Origin of the sequence: Pseudomonas sp. CM25 (assembly GCF_013179705.1) — a bacterium.
Classification (GTDB): Bacteria; Pseudomonadota; Gammaproteobacteria; order Pseudomonadales; family Pseudomonadaceae; genus Aquipseudomonas.
Genome location: NZ_JABMCW010000001.1, coordinates 23,848 through 40,054, shown reverse-complemented (window position 1 = coordinate 40,054; position 16,207 = coordinate 23,848). Strand labels below are relative to the sequence as shown.

The window sequence follows — 16,207 nt, the reverse complement described above, 5'->3', positions numbered from 1 at the left end:
ATTCCCGGAGTCATCATGAAACGCCTGTTCATCGCCGCCACCCTGGCCCTGGCCAGCCTGCCGACTGTTGCCAGCGAGGCGCAAACCTTCGCCTTTGGCGAGCCGGCCCCGGCGGCCAAGGCCACCCGCACTGTCGAAGTGCTGCTCAAGGACATTGCCTTCGAGCCCGGCAACTTGCAGGTAAAAGCCGGTGAAACGGTGCGTTTCGTGCTGATCAACGAGGGCAAGCTGCCCCACGAATTCAACCTGGGCGACAAGGCCATGCACGCCGAGCACCAGAAGGAAATGATTGCCATGCAAGGCAAGCTGTTCACTGCCGGCATGAACAACGACGGCATGGATCACGGCCAGATGAACCACGGCGGTGGCCATGCCCACGCGGGCGGCAACACCGTGCTGGTGATGCCTGGCCAGCGCGCCGAGCTGACCTGGACCTTCCGCAAGTCAGCGCCCATCGAGTTTGCCTGCAACGTGCCGGGGCATTACCAGGCCGGCATGGTCGGGGCCATGACCATCGAGTGACTTGCCCTGCAAGGCAGCGGGCAAAACCGGTAGACTAAGGGCAATTTCGAACCTTCAGGTCAGTTTCCATGCATCCCGCTGCCGAACACTCCCCGCTGGGCAAATCCAGCGAATACATTGCCACCTACTCCCCGGAGCAGCTGTTCCCTATACCGCGTGCTGCCAAGTGGGCCGAACTGGGCGTCAGTGCCCAGACCTTGCCCTGGCAGGGTGTGGATTACTGGAACTGCTTCGAACTGAGCTGGCTGCTGCCGTCGGGCAAGCCGGTGGTAGCGATCGGCGAGTTCGCCATCCCGGCCGACTCGCCGAACATCATCGAGTCCAAGTCGTTCAAGCTGTACCTCAATTCGCTGAACCAGACGGTGTTCGCCTCGCTGGGCGAGTTGCAGGCCTGCCTGGAGAAAGACCTGTCTGCCGCCGCTGGCAAGCCGGTGGGTGTGAAGGTGCGCACGTTGGCCGAGGTCGAGGCCCAGGGGGTCGAGGCATTGCCGGGGCTGAGCATCGATGAACTGGACGTTGCCATCAGCAACTACGAACAGCCGCAGCCTGAGTTGCTGCGCTGCGACCCGGAGCGGGTGGTGGAAGAGGTGTTACACAGCCATCTGTTGAAATCCAACTGCCCGGTTACCGGCCAGCCGGACTGGGGGAGCGTGGTGGTCGAGTACAAGGGCAGGGCGCTGGACCACGCCAGCCTGCTGACCTACCTGATCAGCTTCCGTCAGCATGCCGATTTCCATGAGCAGTGCGTGGAGCGGATCTACCTGGACTTGAAGAACCTGCTGCAGCCGGAGCACCTGACCGTGTACGCGCGTTATGTGCGCCGTGGCGGGCTGGATATCAACCCGTATCGCAGCACAGGTGCGATCAGCCCGCAAAACAAACGCCTGGTTCGCCAGTAACGTTCAGTAGACCCTGTGGGAGCGGGTTCACCCGCGAATTCGTCGGTGGCACCACCGCGGCATTCGCGGGTGAACCCGCTCCCACAGAGTAAGTTGGGCTGCTTTAAATGCCCATGCTGTGCAGCGAGTTGGCAATGCTGCGCAGGGTGGCGGTGAGGTCGGGGTGATCGGCTTCGAAGCGTTCCACCGCCAGGTTCACCCCGTCTACCAGGTTGTTGTCCGGGGTGGCTTTTTCAAGTTTCAGTTGCGCTTCGATCTGGCGCGCTTCTTCGTGCAGCGCGGCCAGCTCTTCTTCCGAAAGCGGTACGTTGCGGTCCAGTTGCTCGCGCAAGCTGTTCAGGCGCTCTTGCAATTCGCGGGCAGGCATTGGCTGTTCTCCATCAATGGCTTGGCTAGCCATGGACCTCAGCGAAGCGGCAAAGGTTCTGGCTTGTCTTCAGCGTAATCCACCTGCCGCTGCTTTGCATGATCCGCGTCAACAGTGCTGTATCAGGGTTTTTCACCTTTGCGCCGGCGCAGGGCGATGTCCTGCAGGCAGGTGTCCAGGGCTTCCAGGTGGTCGATCACCGAGTGCACGCCCAGGCCGAACAGCTGTAGCGTCGCCTTGCCGCGGGCCAGGTCTTGTTCCTGTGTGGTCATGGTTCGCCATTGCTGCGAGCTGCGGTCACAGAATGGGCTGCAGGCGGCCAGGCCCACTGTCCACAACCCTGCGTTAAGGCCCGACTGCAGCAGCTGCGGGTCGCCGCTGACCAGTACGCAGCCGTCGAGGCGTTCGCTGTCCAGGCTCATAAGGGCCTGCCAGCAGGCGTTCGGCGCGGGCCAGCGCACGCCGTTGACCGAGTGCCCAGGCAGCCAGTCGGGCAGTACGTGGGCCAGCCGCTTGCTCTGGCTGGTAGTGAGGTCATCCAGCCAGATGCACGGTACCTGGCGCTGACGCAGGCCGGCGAGGGCGGCCAGGGCGCCGGGGGCAGGCGAGGGGTTGCCATTGGCGGCCTGCACCAGGCAGCCGCGCAAGCCGAACAGCACAGCGGTGAAGGCGGGTGCAGCGTCCATGGCAACGTCCCCCAAATAGTCCGCAGGCTATTCGGTGATTGTTACCGCTCTGTGACAGCGGGCCGGGTGCAACAGTTGTTCACAAAATATTGAGCAAAGTTGTGTAAAGCTGTTTATCAGCCCGCAAGCCTCTATACTGCGGCCTTACCAGCAGCGCGACCCGTTGCGCTTGCGGCCTAGAAATTCGATGGAGAAACACCTATGCGTAGGATCGGTGCCAGTGTGATCGAACGAGTCACCCAGGCCTGTGTCTGCGCCAGCATGCTGCTGGCGCCCGTGGCAGCCACCCAGGCAGCCACCGAGGAAGATCCCTGGGAAGCGGTCAACCGCCCGATCTTCCGCTTCAACGACACCGTCGACACGTATGCCCTCAAGCCATTGGCCAAGGGCTACCAGGCGGTTACCCCGCAGTTCCTCGAAGATGGCATCCACAACATCTTCCGCAACCTCGGTGACGTCACCAACCTGGCCAACAACGTGCTGCAGCTCAAACCCCATGCGGCGGGCGTTGACACTGCGCGGCTGATCGTCAACACCACGTTCGGCCTGGGCGGCTTCTTCGATGTGGGCACCAAGATGGGCCTGCAGCGTAGTGACGAAGACTTTGGACAGACCTTGGGCTACTGGGGTGTGCCAAGCGGCCCGTACGTGGTCATCCCGCTGCTGGGCCCAAGTACGGTGCGTGACGGCGTGGCGAAGTACCCGGACAGCTACACCAGACCTTACCGCTACATCGACCATGTGCCGACCCGCAACTCGATCTTTGCACTGGACGTGATCGACACCCGCGCCAGCCTGTTGTCGGCCGAGAAGCTGATTCAGGGTGACAAGTACATCTTCATTCGCAATGCCTACCTGCAGAACCGCGAGTTCAAGGTCAAGGATGGCGAGGTCGAAGACGACTTCTGATCATGCGCCTGGGGGCTGCGGCCCCAGGCTTAATGCATCGCCAGGATGCGCAAGCCGAATTTCTGCTGCCCGCCCGGCTGGTCGGCAATCCACACCACCTCGGTGCTGGCATGCAGCCCCTTGAGTGCCGGGTGGTCGGAATCGATCCGCACCTCTACCTGATCCCCTATCTGAAAACGCAGCGGCGCCTGCACCTGCATGCCACCGCTGGACAGGTCCAGGCACACCGCTGCGATCACCTGGCCTTCGTGCAACAGGCTGACCTCGGTGTCGATGCGCATGCGGATGAAATCGCGTTTCTCGCTATGGCGGGAGGGCGTGTTGGGCATGCTGCATCCTTCTCATCGGGTTGCGCTGGTCGACTTTCTTATAACTCCCGGTGATTTGCCCTGTAAAGAGCGGCGAGGTCGACCCTTGCATGCTTGAAACGCCTGGCGGATGGGAGTACCGTCTGCGCCTTACAAGGTCGCTCTCACAGTTGCCGGGCAGGTGTTCTTGTCCTACAACTCAAGTAGAGTGTGACCCTAGAGAATTCCCGTAGCTGGCCGTCTGCCTTGCCGACACCGCTGCACCAACCCAAATCGGCGCCGTTCGCCCACATGCAGAAAACCAGTGCAACGCTGCTGATCATCGATGACGACGACGTGGTCCGTGCGAGCCTCGCCGCGTATCTTGAAGACAGTGGCTTCAGCGTCCTCCAGGCCGGTAACGGCCAGCAGGGCCTTCAGGTCTTCGACGAACACCAGCCTGACCTCGTGATCTGCGATCTGCGCATGCCGCAGATGGGCGGCCTCGAACTGATCCGCCAGGTCAGCGAGCGTGCGCCGCAGTTGCCGGTGATCGTGGTGTCTGGTGCCGGCGTCATGAGTGATGCGGTGGAAGCGTTGCGCCTGGGCGCCGCCGATTACCTGATCAAGCCGCTGGAAGACCTGGCCGTGCTCGAGCATTCGGTACGCCGCGCCCTCGACCGTTCGCGCCTGGTGCTGGAAAACCAGCGCTACCGCGACAAGCTCGAAACTGCCAACCGTGAACTGGAAGCCAGCCTGCACCTGTTGCAGGAGGACCAGACCGCCGGTCGCCAGGTGCAGATCAACATGCTGCCCGAAAGCCCCTGGATGGCAGGTGATTTCGCCTTCGAGCACCAGATCATCCCGTCGTTGTATCTATCCGGTGATTTTGTCGATTACTTCCGCGTGGACGAGCGGCGCATTGCTTTCTATCTCGCCGATGTTTCCGGGCATGGCGCGTCGTCGGCCTTTGTCACCGTGCTGTTGAAATTCATGACCACGCGCCTCATGTTTGATCTCAAGCGCAGCAAGATGCGCGAGTTCAAGCCGTCGGAAGTGCTCAGCCACATCAACCGCGGCCTGATCAACAGCAAGCTGGGCAAGCACGTCACCATGGTCGGCGGGGTGATCGACGAAGAGTCTGGTCTATTGACCTACGCCGTTGGCGGCCACCTGCCGTTGCCGGTGCTGCACACCCCCGAGCACACCCGCTACCTTGAAGGCCGCGGCCTGCCGGTAGGGTTGTTCGATGAGGCCACCTACCAGGACCTGGTGGTGGAGCTGCCGCCGCAGTTCAGCCTCAGCCTGATGTCCGATGGCATTCTGGACCTTTTGCCGGGTGCCACGCTCAAAGATAAAGAAGCCGCCTTGCCGGAAATCGTCAGGGCAGCAGGTGGCAGCCTGGATGGGCTGCGTCAACGATTCGGATTGGCTACGCTTGGGGAGATGCCGGATGATATCGCCCTATTGGTGTTGAGCAGGAACCTTCAATGAGTACCGGTAGAATCCAGTTCGCCGAACAGAGTGGTACCTTCGTACTGAAGTTTGTCGGTGAAGTGCGCCTGACCCTGTGTTCGGCGCTGGATGCGACGATCGAGAAGATATTCACTGCGCTGAATTTCTCGGCGATTGTCATCGACCTGACCGAAACCGAGAGTATCGATAGCACTACTTTGGGCCTGCTGGCCAAGCTGTCGATCCTGTCGCGGCAGAAGGTAGGGCTGCTGCCTACGGTTGTCACCACCAACCCGGACATTTCCCGGTTGCTGCAGTCGATGGGCTTCGACCAGGTGTTCAATATCGTTGATCGCCCGATACCGTGCCCGGAATGCCTGACCGATCTGCCGTCTCAGGACCAGAACGAAGATGTCGTGCGGTCCAAGGTGCTCGAAGCGCACAAGATTCTCATGGGCCTGAACGATTCCAACCGTGAAGCCTTCCATGACCTGGTCAATGCGCTGGAACGGAGCTGATCGCTAGCCTGTGCCTGCATTGTTGCGGGCACAGGCAATCTGATTTTCCGCGCCTGGCTAGTCCCGAGCAACAAACTCGGTCGCCTCACGTCCCCCCGCGTCCAGCTGGTAAACCCGTGCCGGTCGCCCCTGTTCGTCGAAGAACACCTGCCCCAACCCCGCACCATTCCACAACCGCTCCCCGGCCTTGCTGTGGCTGGGCGTACGCGGCAGCACCTGCATTTCGCGCCGCTTGGTAAACCAGTTCAGCGGCGAGCGCGGTGAATAGAGCCAGCGGTTGAGCCGATCCAGTACATCCAGCAGCCGGCGCGGGAATTCGTTCTTGATCCCGCTACTGGTCACCTGCCACAAGTGCGGGCTGCGCTGGCGATGACGGATCAGCACCTCGTAGACGAACGAATAGTGCACATCCCCGGACAACACCACGTAGTGCCCTGGCGTACGAGAGTGGCGGAAGATATTGAGGATTACCTGCGCCGCTCCCCGGTGCGCCATCCAGTTTTCGGCATCCACCAGCAGCGGGTAGCCCAGCCAGCTGAACGCTTTCTGCACCGTTTCGATGAGTTTTACCCCAAAAATCGGTGCGGGCGACACGATGATCGCCGACGGATGGTCCAGCAGCGCTTGCTGCAGCTCGCTCAGCGCCTCCCAGTCCAACAGCCCGGACGGCTTGGCCAGGCTGCTTTCGCTGCGCCAGCGGCGGGTGCGGGTGTCCAGCACCAGCAGCGGCGGCTCAGTGGGCAGGCTGAACTGCCAGCCCTGAAAACGGAGCAGCTCGCCGATCAGTGCGTCCTGAGACTGGCTGTTCAGCGTCTGGCACTGTTCGACTAGTGGCTTGCAGCCGTCGGGGTCATTGCCCCAGGCCTGACAAAGCAGGTAGCCGAGCAGGGCATTGCCGATGATCCGCCGAGAGAACGGGTGGCCGTAGGCGGTTTCCTCCCACTGTGCCGAGAGGTTCCAGTCGTCGGTGATGTCATGGTCGTCGAAGATCATCAGGCTGGGCAGGTGAGCCATCACCCGTGCCACCTGGTCGAGGTTGTCGGCAAAGCCCTGGATCAGCGGCAGTTCCTGCTGATATCGGGCCTGGCGCTGGTCGTTGAGGCCGATGGGCATCTGCAGGTCCACCAGCTGCCAAGGCACAGGCGACCACACCAGCAGGTACATGGCCATCACTTCGGCGAAGGTCACCAGGTGGTTGTCGGCGTTGCTGGACGAGAAGATCGGCTTGCGCTTGCCACCAAAAAAGCGCTCGCGCAGGTTGTCGTTGACGGCCTGCGCCGGCAGCAGGTCGGCGCGGTGATAGTAGCTGGCGGGGTGCTGGTACAGCGCCTGGCTGTCGGGCACCACTGCCCCCTCCAGTGCTTCGTCGAACAGGCCCAGGCGCCCGATCAGGCTGTGGATGGCGCGCAGCATGGGGCCGGCGACATCGTCGGCGTATACCTGGTCGCCGGTCATCAGCAGCACGGCCGGGCGGTCTTCGGGTTTTGCACAAGTCTGCAGCAGGCGATCGGCGCACAGCAGGCCGTCGGTGGCGGGGTGGTGCGGCTTGCGGCAAGAGCCGTGCAGCAGCTGGTCAAGTCGCTCGCGCAGCACCAGGCTGGGGCGCTGAGTGCCGGGGTAGAGCATGTGCGGCGCCCAGCTGGCGATGCCTTGGCCGTTGAGCAACAGGTCATAATCGAGCAGCTGGTTGCAGGGCAGCGGCCGCGCGAAGTGGATATCCAGCAGGTGGATGAAGGCGTGCCGGCCGACCGGGACGATCTGGCAATCGACCCGGGCCTCGCCTGCCGAGCAGGTGAATGCCGGTTGCAGCGGCTGGCTGGCGACCAGCCAGATGGCCAGGCGTTGGGGTTCCAGGCGGCGCAAGACCGGGCCGGCGAGTACAAGGGGGAGTGGGGCAGAGGGAGTCATCGAAAGCTCGGGTGGCTTATCGGGCCTCTTCGCGGGTAGATACGCCCTGCAGGGGCTTTCTCAGGCCTGTGGGAGCGGGTTCGCCCGCGAAGAGGCCCGGGATTCAAAACACGACTAAGGCCGGCGAAACAAAACGGGCGGAAAATGCTGAACATTTCCCGCCCGCCAGGCAAACCCGAAATGTATCAGGTTTTTTCAGCCATCAACTTCTCCAGCTTCTCCTGGTCCCGCGCAAACTGGCGGATACCCTCGGCCAGCTTGTCGGTGCCCATGGCATCTTCGTTCATCGCCCAGCGGAACTGGCTTTCGTTCAGCTGCTGTCTCGCCTCGCCGGCATTGCCCGGCTTGAGCACCCGTGGCAATTCACCCTGGTCATCGCTCAGTTGCTGCAGCAGCTCGGGGCTGATGGTCAGGCGATCACAGCCTGCCAGTTGCTCGATCTGGCCAATATTGCGGAAGCTGGCGCCCATGACCACGGTGTCGTAGCCATTGGCCTTGTAGTAGTTGTAGATACGCGTGACCGACTGCACGCCTGGGTCCTCGGCGCCCACGTATTCCTTGCCGGTGCTTTTCTTGTACCAGTCGTAGATACGGCCGACGAAGGGCGAAATCAGGAATACCCCGGCATCCGCGCAGGCCTGCGCCTGGGCGAAGGAGAACAGCAGCGTGAGGTTGGTCTGGATGCCTTCCTTTTCCAGTTTCTCGGCGGCGCGGATGCCTTCCCAGGTGGACGCCAGCTTGATCAGTACGCGGTCGCGGCCAACGCCGGCCGCTTCGTACAGCTCGATCAGCTTGCGCGCCTTGGCCAGCAGGGCAGGCTCATCGAACGACAGGCGGGCATCCACCTCGGTGGAAATACGCCCCGGGATGACCTTGAGAATGCCCGAGCCCACGGCTACCGCAAACTTGTCGCAGGCCAGGTCGACATCACCCTTGGCATCGCTTTTCACCTGCTTGAGCAGGTCGGCGTAGCCGGGGATGGCGGCGGCCTTCAGCAGCAGCGACGGGTTGGTGGTGGCATCCACCGGCTTCAGCCGGGTGATGGCATCCAGGTCCCCGGTGTCGGCGACCACGGTGGTGAACTGCTTCAGTTGTTCCAGCTTGGAAGTCATGGGCGTGCTCTGTCCTGTGCATTTACTCGACATTACCCGAGCCCCGACGGCCGCTCAAGGGCCTGCGGAACAGGGCTGGCCGGCGACGGCCGTTGCGAGAGGTGAACATTCGAGTCACAAGCTGCCACGAGGTTCCGCCGTCCATCCACCGCGTCGCCTGGCAAGCGTGATTACCGCCCCTGCAACAACTCCACCGCCTCGTCAAACACCGCCAGCGGCTGCGCCGCCTTGTGGATGTCCGCCGACAGCAGCTGGCGGAACCGCCGCGCGCCCTTGAACCCCTGGGCCAGCCCGAGGATATGCCGGGTAACGTGATGCATCGCGCCACCGCTTTCCATGTGCGCAACGATGTAAGGCCGCAACTGCGCCAGCACCTCGCTGCGGCTGACCACCGCCGCCCCGCTGCCGAACAGCTGCTGGTCCACTTCGGCCAGCAGGTAAGGGTTGTGGTATGCCTCGCGCCCCAGCATCACGCCGTCGAAGGTTTCAAGGTGCGCCTGGCATTCGGCCAAGGTCTTGATACCGCCGTTGAGCACCAGCTCCAGGTCCGGAAAGTCAGCTTTCAGCTGCGCCGCCACGTCATAACGCAGTGGCGGCACCTCGCGGTTCTCCTTTGGCGACAGCCCCTCCAGGATCGCGATGCGCGCATGCACGGTAAAGCTCCGGCAACCGGCCTCGCGTACCTGGCCAACGAAGTCGCACAGCTCGGCATAGCTGTCGCGGCCATTGATGCCGATGCGATGCTTGACCGTGACCGGCGTCGACACCGCATCCCGCATGGCTTTCACGCAATCGGCAACGAGGCCTGGGTGAGCCATCAGGCAAGCGCCGATCATGTTGTTCTGCACCCGGTCACTCGGGCAGCCGACATTAAGGTTGACCTCGTCGTAGCCGGCTTCTTGCGCAAGGCGCGCACAAGCGGCCAGGTCGGCCGGGACGCTACCGCCCAGCTGCAGGGCCAGCGGGTGCTCGGATATATCGTGGCGCAGGAAACGGTGGGCGTCGTTGTGCAGCAGGGCACCGGTGGTGACCATTTCGGTGTAGAGCAGGGTGTGTTTGGAGAGCAGGCGCAGGAAGAACCGGCAATGGCGGTCTGTCCAGTCCATCATCGGTGCAACGGAAAACCGGCGGGACGGTTCCGCGCCTTGAATTACAGCGGATTCTTGGGGCATCTGGGGCACATATCTGATACCCGGCCGGGTACTGCGCAGCCGGGTGGATTTGGGGAATGCGCATAGTCTACCAACTTGGCCTGCCATGCGTCTGGGCCGGTGATGGCTGGCTGTGCCATACCTGATCGTTCAGTGTATGGCTTGAGACAGGTGATGCTGCAGAGTGGCCAACCGAGAAATCCAGTCAAGCCAACAAGGCTGACAACCATGGCCTGACAGGTTTGGTACGTTGCAACAAATGTGGGAGCGGCGGTGCGGCGATCCGATTCACCCGCGAAGCGCCGCGCGGGCGGCGCTCGATCTCACAGGCGCTGAAACTGCCATGTCGATCACCTATCAGCCCAACGTGCTTGACTGACTGGTACTTGGGTAATCAGGCCCCCCTCACTTGACTCGTGAAAATTTTAGTGTATTTTTTCATGAAAAATAACTCTAAAAATTTCACGGCAGTCCGAATCATGAAGATGCACGAAGAGCTTGAAGCCCTCGCAATCCTTGTTCACGACCTGCGCAAATTCAAGAACCTGACCCTGGGCGAGCTGGCCGAGCGGATCAACCGCTCGGTCGGCTTTCTCTCCCAGGTTGAACGCGGTGTCTCGCGCCCTACGGTTGCAGACCTCACCGCCATCAGCGAAGCGCTCGGTGTGTCCACCGCGTACTTCTACAACCTCAGCAAGCCCCGCAGCGTCAGCTGGGTCACGCGCCCCCACGAGCGGCGCACGCTGTATCTGGAATCGGGCATCACCGATGTGCTGGCGTCGCCCACCATCGCCGGCGCCTTCTCCATGCTCGACAGCCATCTCGAGCCAGGCGCCAGCAGTGGCGAGCCGTACCTCAGTGACCGTTCCGAGCAGGGCTGTTTCGTGCTTGAAGGCGAGCTCACGGTGTGGCTGGACCAGGGCGATGCCGTGACCCTGCAAGCCAACGACTGCTTCCAGCTGCACCCGCATGCGCAGTTTCGCTACGCCAACCTGACGGACAAACCCACCCGTGTGCTCTGGGTCTTCAACTGAATTCGTTCACCTCACAAGGACAAGAAGATGAGTGTCATCTTTCCGGATCTGCTGACTGAAGTGCGCTCGTTCCGGGCGCAGTACCCGGCCATACGTTATGTCGACCTGATTGCGCTGGATATCCCCGGGCACTTCTACGGCAAGCGCTACCCCATGGACATGCTGGAAAAAGTCGCCGCCGGCACGCCACTGAAGTTGCCGCAGAACTGTGTGCTGCTGGGTACCCAGGGTGGCCTGTACCCGATTGGTGACTACTGCTTCGCCGACGGCGACCCGGATGCTACACGGCGCCTGGTGCCGGGTACCCTGAAGCCGGTGCGCTGGGAGCAGGAAATGATCGCCCAGATGCTTATCACCTCCGACGGCACCGCCAAACCTATCGAGTTCGAGCCCCGTGAAGTGCTGGCCCGCGTCATCCAGCGCCTGGCCAGGCGTGGTATCCGCCCGGTAGTGGCTTTCGAGCTGGAGTTCTACCTGTTCGACCGCAAGCTCGCCAACGGCCAGCCGCAATACCCACGCGACACCGCGAGCGAAGACCCGGACGACCAGCCGAACATGCACATCGAGCGCTTGTCGCGGTTCTCGTCGGTGCTGCACGAAATGGTCGATGGCGCCAACGAGCAGGGCGTGCCGGCCAACGTCATCACGGCGGAGCTGGGCCCAGGCCAGTTCGAGATCAATTTCTCCCACAGCGACGATGCCCTCAGTGCGGCGGACTGGTCGGCGCTGTTCTGCCGCAGTACCCGTGGCATCGCCCTGAAGCACGGCTACCGTGCCAGCTTCATGAGCAAGCCGTACCTGCACGCACCGGGCAGCGGCATGCATGTACACGTAAGCCTGTACGACGACGCCGGCAACAACATTCTGGCCGGCGCCGAACAGCGCAAGCTGCGCCATGCGGTGGCCGGGTGCCTGGAACTGCTGCCCCACTGCATGCCGATCTTCGCCCCCAACCACAACGCCTACCGCCGTTATGGCGCCATGGTCAACGCGGCGAGCAAGGCCAGCTGGGGCTTCGAAGACCGCGATGCGTGCATTCGCATACCCGAGTCCGACCCGCGCAACCTGCGCATCGAGCACCGCCTCGCTGGCGCCGATGCCAACCCGTACCTGGTGCTGGCCGCCATCCTCACCGGCATGGAGCATGGCCTGGATCGCGGCGTCGAACCTATCGCCCCGCTGAACGACAACCGCCAGAGCGGCATCGATTTCCCCAAGGATGCCCTCAGCGCCCTGGCCGCCATGCGGCACCACCCGGTCCTGAACGAGGGCCTGGGCAGTGAGTTCGTGATGGTCTATTGCGAAAACAAATACCAGGAACAACTGGACTTCATGCAGCACATCGATGCCCGCGAGTACCGCTGGTTCTTGTAGGTGCCGGCGCTCGAACAGCGACGCTGCGCCCTTTCTTTCTAGCGTTTCAATACAACGCGCAATATGGATTTGCCGGAGGAAGATATGCCCCGTGTGCCCGTTATCGGCATTACCGCATGCACCAGCATGATTGAACAGCATGCAACCCAGACCATCAGCGAGAAGTACGCGCGTGCGGCAGCCAAGGCCGCGTCCGGCTTGCCGATCGTGATTCCCAGCCTGGCAGAGCTGATGGACAGCGCCGATATCCTCGACGTGGTGGATGGGCTGATCTTCACCGGTTCGCCGTCCAACATCGAACCGTTCCACTACAACGGGCCGGCGAGTGCCGCAGGCACCCATCACGACCCTTTGCGTGATGCCACCACCTTGCCGCTGATGCGTGCGGCCATTGCCGCCGGGGTGCCGGTGCTGGGCATTTGCCGTGGGTTTCAGGAAATGAACGTGGCGCTGGGCGGCACCCTGCACCAGAACGTTCACCAGACCGGCGTGTTCATGGACCACCGCGAAGGCAAGGACGAGCCCATCGACAAGCAATATGGCCCGCGTCACGCCTTGCATATCGAGCCGGGCGGCATGCTCGAGCGCATGGGCTTGCCGGCGATCATCGAGGTCAATTCCATTCATGCCCAGGGCATCGACGTATTGGCGCACGGGCTGCGGGTGGAGGCGCTGGCGCCCGATGGCCTGGTCGAAGCAATTTCGGTACGCAACAGCAAGGGTTTTGCCCTGGCCGTGCAATGGCACCCCGAGTTTCAGGTGATGGACAACCCCCATTACCTGGCCATCTTCCAGGCCTTCGGCAAGGCCTGTCGGCATCGTTCGGTACTGCGCCAGACGCTGTTGAAGTCGGCCTGAATACCGACCGTCCCCACTGCAAAAATACCCGCGCAGCACGGCTGCGCAACTTGATGGAGTGAAGTCAATGCGTGAACAGAATTCGCAAACCCTCGCCTGGCAGGCCATGAGCCGTGACCATCACCTGGCCCCGTTCAGCGACGTGAAGCAACTGGCCGAGAAAGGCCCGCGCATCATCACCTCGGCCAAGGGCGTATACCTCTGGGACAGCGAGGGCAACAAGATCCTCGATGGCATGGCCGGCCTGTGGTGCGTGGCGGTCGGCTATGGTCGCGATGAGCTGGCCGAGGTTGCCAGTCAGCAGATGAAACAGTTGCCGTACTACAACCTGTTTTTCCAGACCGCGCACCCACCGGCGCTGGAGCTGGCCAAGGCCATCGCCGATGTGGCGCCGCAAGGCATGAACCATGTGTTTTTCACCGGCTCCGGCTCGGAAGGTAACGACACCGTGCTGCGCATGGTCCGCCACTACTGGGCGATCAAGGGCCAGAGCAGCAAGAAGGTCATCATCGGCCGCATCAACGGCTACCACGGCTCCACCGTGGCAGGCGCGGCCCTGGGCGGCATGAGCGGCATGCACCAGCAGGGGGGGGTGATCCCGGATATCGTGCACATCCCGCAGCCCTACTGGTATGGCGAAGGCGGCGACATGACCGAGGCCGACTTCGGCGTGTGGGCGGCCGAGCAGCTGGAGAAAAAGATCCTGGAAGTGGGCGTGGACAATGTCGCCGCGTTTATCGCCGAACCCATCCAGGGCGCCGGTGGCGTGATCATCCCGCCGCAGACCTACTGGCCGAAGATCAAGGAAATCCTCGCCAGATACGACATCCTGTTCGTCGCCGATGAAGTGATCTGCGGCTTCGGCCGTACCGGGGAGTGGTTCGGTACCGATTACTACGACCTCAAGCCCGACCTGATGACCATCGCCAAGGGCCTTACCTCTGGCTACATTCCCATGGGCGGTGTGATCGTGCGGGACGACGTGGCCAAGGTCATCAGCGAAGGCGGCGATTTCAACCACGGCTTCACCTATTCCGGGCACCCGGTGGCGGCTGCGGTGGGCCTGGAGAACCTGCGGATCCTGCGGGACGAGCAGATCATCGAGCAGGTCCGGGAAAAAACCGCGCCTTATCTGCAACAACGCCTGCGCGAGCTGGCCGACCACCCGCTGGTAGGCGAAGTGCGCGGCCTGGGCATGCTCGGTGCGATCGAGCTGGTGAAAGACAAGGCCACCCGTGCCCGTCATGAAGGCAAAGGTGTCGGCATGATCTGTCGCCAGCACTGCTTCGACAACGGCCTGATCATGCGCGCCGTGGGCGACACCATGATCATCGCGCCGCCGCTGGTGATCAGCATCGAGGAAATCGACGAACTGGTGGCAAAAGCGCGCACGTGCCTGGATTTGACGTACGAGGCGGTTCGTTAAGGATAGAGGGCCTGGCTGTCCATATTCAGCGCCTGTGAGATCGAGCGCCGCCCGCGCGGCGCTTCGCAGCACAAGGCTGCTACATTTGTTTCGGGACAATTATTCCTGAGGCAGCCGCGCCAAGGCATTTTGCTTTGTCAGGTGAATCATGTACTTTTCAGGGCATCAATTTCCCGTCCGAAAGTCGCGATTCAACTATGAAAGTGCATGAAGAAGTCGAAGGCCTGGCAGTACTGATTCGCGACCTGCGCAAGTTCAAAGGCCTCACCTTGGGCGAACTGGCCCAGCGCATCGGCCGTTCGGTGGGCTTTCTGTCCCAGGTCGAGCGCGGCGTATCGCGCCCGACCGTGGCCGACCTCACGGCCATCAGTGAAGAGCTTGGCGTGTCGACGGCCTATTTCTACAAGCTGGAAAAGCCCCGCGAACTCGACTGGGTCACCCGCCCTCACGAGCGTCGCACGCTGCACCTGGCCGGCGGTATCACCGATGTGCTGGCATCGCCCAGCATATCCGGCGCCTTCTCCATGCTTGACAGCCACCTGCAGCCGGGCGCCAGCAGCGGCGAGGCGTACCTGGACGACAGTTCGGAACAAGGCTGTTTCGTGCTTGAAGGCGAGCTGACCGTCTGGCTGGATGGCGGCGAGCCGGTAACGCTGCAGGCCAGTGACAGTTTCCAGCTGCAACCTCACGCAAGGTTTCGCTACGCCAACCTCACCGACAAGCCCACCCGGGTGCTCTGGGTGTTCAGCTGAGGCGAGGGCGCACCACAGTCATCCGCGTGGCTATCGCGCCAGACGGTCATGGCGTATCGCTTTGAGGGGACTATCGTTGCTTGTCTGGGCAACGACTACCAGCCGAGGGCGGAGCCATGAACACCAGTGATCTGCTTGAACAGTTACTCAGGGCCGGGCAAGGCTCGCAAGCGCAACAAGGAAGTGCCGGCCCGTCATCGCAGGACACCCTGGGCGGGTTGCTTGGCGGCTTGCTCGGTGGCGGCGGTGCCACGCGCGGCGGTGGCGGCCTTGGTGGTCTGCTGGGCGGTCTGTTGGGTGGCAGTGGCGGCAGCGCTGGCGGCTTTGCCCAGGGGCGCTCCGCGGGTGGCAGCAACTACGCGGCCTTGGCATCGTTGGGGATGATGGCGTTCCAGGCCTATCAAAGCTGGCAGCGCAGTCAGGCGGCAGCCCCGCAGGCGGCACTTCGTACGGTCGATCAATTGTCCGGCCCCGAGGCCGAGGGCCACAGCCATGCAATCCTGCGTGCGCTGATTGCGGCAGCCAAGGCTGACGGCCGTGTCGACGAGCAGGAACAACAGTTGATCTACGCAGAGATCAAACGGCAAACCAGCGACCCGCAACTGCAGCAATGGCTGGATGAGGAAGTCGGCAAGCCACTCGATGCTGCCGAGGTGGCCCGGTCGGCCCAGGACCCGGCCATGGCTGCGGAAATGTACCTGGCCAGCGTAATGCTGGTGGACGACCAGCAGGACGCAGAGCGCGCCTACCTGGACGAACTGGCCGCCGCACTGCAGCTCGATCCGGCATTGCAACTGCAGCTGGAACAGCAGGCCAAAGGCGCCGCTTGAACGGGCCAGAGGTTGATGTCGGCATGCGTTGAAACCGGGGAAACCGGGTTCTCTAGGTCCACGGGCCGCTCTGTTTCCTCGATGGTGCAGGCTTTTGCCGCGCTGCCAGGGCAGGGCAC

At 62.5% G+C, this 16,207-nt stretch carries 17 protein-coding genes; 11 read left to right on the top strand and 6 right to left on the bottom strand.

What is annotated here, in order from left to right; genetic code table 11:
• The first annotated feature begins 15 nt into the window (after nucleotides 1-15).
• Nucleotides 16-522, top strand: coding sequence for a plastocyanin/azurin family copper-binding protein (locus tag HP546_RS00205; protein ID WP_172218512.1), 507 nt, complete (start codon nucleotides 16-18; stop codon nucleotides 520-522).
• A gap of 68 nt (nucleotides 523-590) precedes the next feature.
• Complete coding sequence (gene queF, locus HP546_RS00200) at nucleotides 591-1,421, top strand: NADPH-dependent 7-cyano-7-deazaguanine reductase QueF (protein ID WP_172218510.1); 831 nt, start codon at nucleotides 591-593, stop codon at nucleotides 1,419-1,421.
• Between the two features lie 103 nt (nucleotides 1,422-1,524).
• Here queF and HP546_RS00195 read toward each other — a convergent pair whose 3' ends face one another.
• Nucleotides 1,525-1,788, bottom strand: coding sequence for a DUF4404 family protein (locus tag HP546_RS00195; protein WP_172218508.1), 264 nt, complete (start codon nucleotides 1,786-1,788; stop codon nucleotides 1,525-1,527).
• Between the two features lie 122 nt (nucleotides 1,789-1,910).
• Entirely contained in the window at nucleotides 1,911-2,474 is a 564-nt protein-coding gene (locus HP546_RS00190) for a phosphonoacetaldehyde phosphonohydrolase-related protein (RefSeq protein WP_172218506.1), read from the bottom strand.
• Between the two features lie 201 nt (nucleotides 2,475-2,675).
• On the opposite strand from HP546_RS00190, the gene HP546_RS00185 reads away from it, so the two are divergent.
• The gene (locus tag HP546_RS00185) at nucleotides 2,676-3,383 is read left to right on the top strand and encodes a VacJ family lipoprotein (protein ID WP_172218504.1); all 708 of its coding nucleotides are present in this window, start codon (nucleotides 2,676-2,678) and stop codon (nucleotides 3,381-3,383) included.
• Nucleotides 3,384-3,412: 29 nt separating this feature from the next.
• Here HP546_RS00185 and HP546_RS00180 read toward each other — a convergent pair whose 3' ends face one another.
• On the bottom strand, nucleotides 3,413-3,712 hold the full coding sequence (locus HP546_RS00180) for a PilZ domain-containing protein (RefSeq protein ID WP_172218503.1): 300 nt from the start codon (nucleotides 3,710-3,712) through the stop codon (nucleotides 3,413-3,415).
• Nucleotides 3,713-3,982: 270 nt separating this feature from the next.
• On the opposite strand from HP546_RS00180, the gene rssB reads away from it, so the two are divergent.
• Both rssB and rssC read left to right on the top strand, forming a co-directional pair.
• Nucleotides 3,983-5,164: a two-component system response regulator RssB gene (rssB, locus tag HP546_RS00175; RefSeq protein ID WP_172218540.1), complete on the top strand. Its 1,182-nt coding sequence runs from the start codon at nucleotides 3,983-3,985 to the stop codon at nucleotides 5,162-5,164.
• Nucleotides 5,161-5,643 (top strand): anti-sigma factor antagonist RssC, encoded by a 483-nt coding sequence (gene rssC, locus HP546_RS00170; RefSeq protein WP_009686305.1) that lies wholly within the window; start codon nucleotides 5,161-5,163, stop codon nucleotides 5,641-5,643. The genes rssB and rssC overlap by 4 nt, the downstream gene beginning before the upstream one ends.
• A 57-nt stretch (nucleotides 5,644-5,700) precedes the next feature.
• Here rssC and HP546_RS00165 read toward each other — a convergent pair whose 3' ends face one another.
• The 3 genes from HP546_RS00165 to dusA form a co-directional block, all read right to left on the bottom strand.
• The gene (locus tag HP546_RS00165) at nucleotides 5,701-7,551 is read right to left on the bottom strand and encodes an alkaline phosphatase D family protein (protein ID WP_172218501.1); all 1,851 of its coding nucleotides are present in this window, start codon (nucleotides 7,549-7,551) and stop codon (nucleotides 5,701-5,703) included.
• A 185-nt stretch (nucleotides 7,552-7,736) separates the two neighbouring features.
• Nucleotides 7,737-8,663, bottom strand: a complete 927-nt coding sequence (gene tal / locus HP546_RS00160) for a transaldolase (protein WP_172218500.1) — start codon at nucleotides 8,661-8,663, stop codon at nucleotides 7,737-7,739.
• A gap of 170 nt (nucleotides 8,664-8,833) precedes the next feature.
• Nucleotides 8,834-9,835, bottom strand: a complete 1,002-nt coding sequence (gene dusA, locus HP546_RS00155) for a tRNA dihydrouridine(20/20a) synthase DusA (protein ID WP_172218498.1) — start codon at nucleotides 9,833-9,835, stop codon at nucleotides 8,834-8,836.
• A gap of 458 nt (nucleotides 9,836-10,293) precedes the next feature.
• Between dusA and HP546_RS00150 the strand changes: the two genes are divergently transcribed.
• From HP546_RS00150 to HP546_RS00125, 6 genes are all read left to right on the top strand, one after another.
• The gene (locus tag HP546_RS00150; protein WP_172218496.1) at nucleotides 10,294-10,848 is read left to right on the top strand and encodes a helix-turn-helix domain-containing protein; all 555 of its coding nucleotides are present in this window, start codon (nucleotides 10,294-10,296) and stop codon (nucleotides 10,846-10,848) included.
• 27 nt (nucleotides 10,849-10,875) lie between these two features.
• Nucleotides 10,876-12,222 (top strand): glutamine synthetase family protein, encoded by a 1,347-nt coding sequence (locus tag HP546_RS00145; RefSeq protein ID WP_172218494.1) that lies wholly within the window; start codon nucleotides 10,876-10,878, stop codon nucleotides 12,220-12,222.
• An 84-nt stretch (nucleotides 12,223-12,306) separates the two neighbouring features.
• Complete coding sequence (locus HP546_RS00140) at nucleotides 12,307-13,080, top strand: gamma-glutamyl-gamma-aminobutyrate hydrolase family protein (protein ID WP_172218492.1); 774 nt, start codon at nucleotides 12,307-12,309, stop codon at nucleotides 13,078-13,080.
• A gap of 67 nt (nucleotides 13,081-13,147) precedes the next feature.
• On the top strand, nucleotides 13,148-14,506 hold the full coding sequence (locus tag HP546_RS00135) for an aspartate aminotransferase family protein (RefSeq protein ID WP_172218490.1): 1,359 nt from the start codon (nucleotides 13,148-13,150) through the stop codon (nucleotides 14,504-14,506).
• A 197-nt stretch (nucleotides 14,507-14,703) separates the two neighbouring features.
• Nucleotides 14,704-15,258 carry a helix-turn-helix domain-containing protein gene (locus HP546_RS00130; RefSeq protein ID WP_172218488.1) on the top strand — a complete coding sequence of 185 codons (555 nt, stop codon included), beginning with the start codon at nucleotides 14,704-14,706 and terminating at the stop codon, nucleotides 15,256-15,258.
• 116 nt (nucleotides 15,259-15,374) lie between these two features.
• A complete protein-coding gene (locus HP546_RS00125) occupies nucleotides 15,375-16,088 on the top strand; it encodes a tellurite resistance TerB family protein (RefSeq protein WP_172218487.1) in 714 nt (237 codons plus the stop codon).
• Nucleotides 16,089-16,207 lie beyond the last annotated feature (119 nt).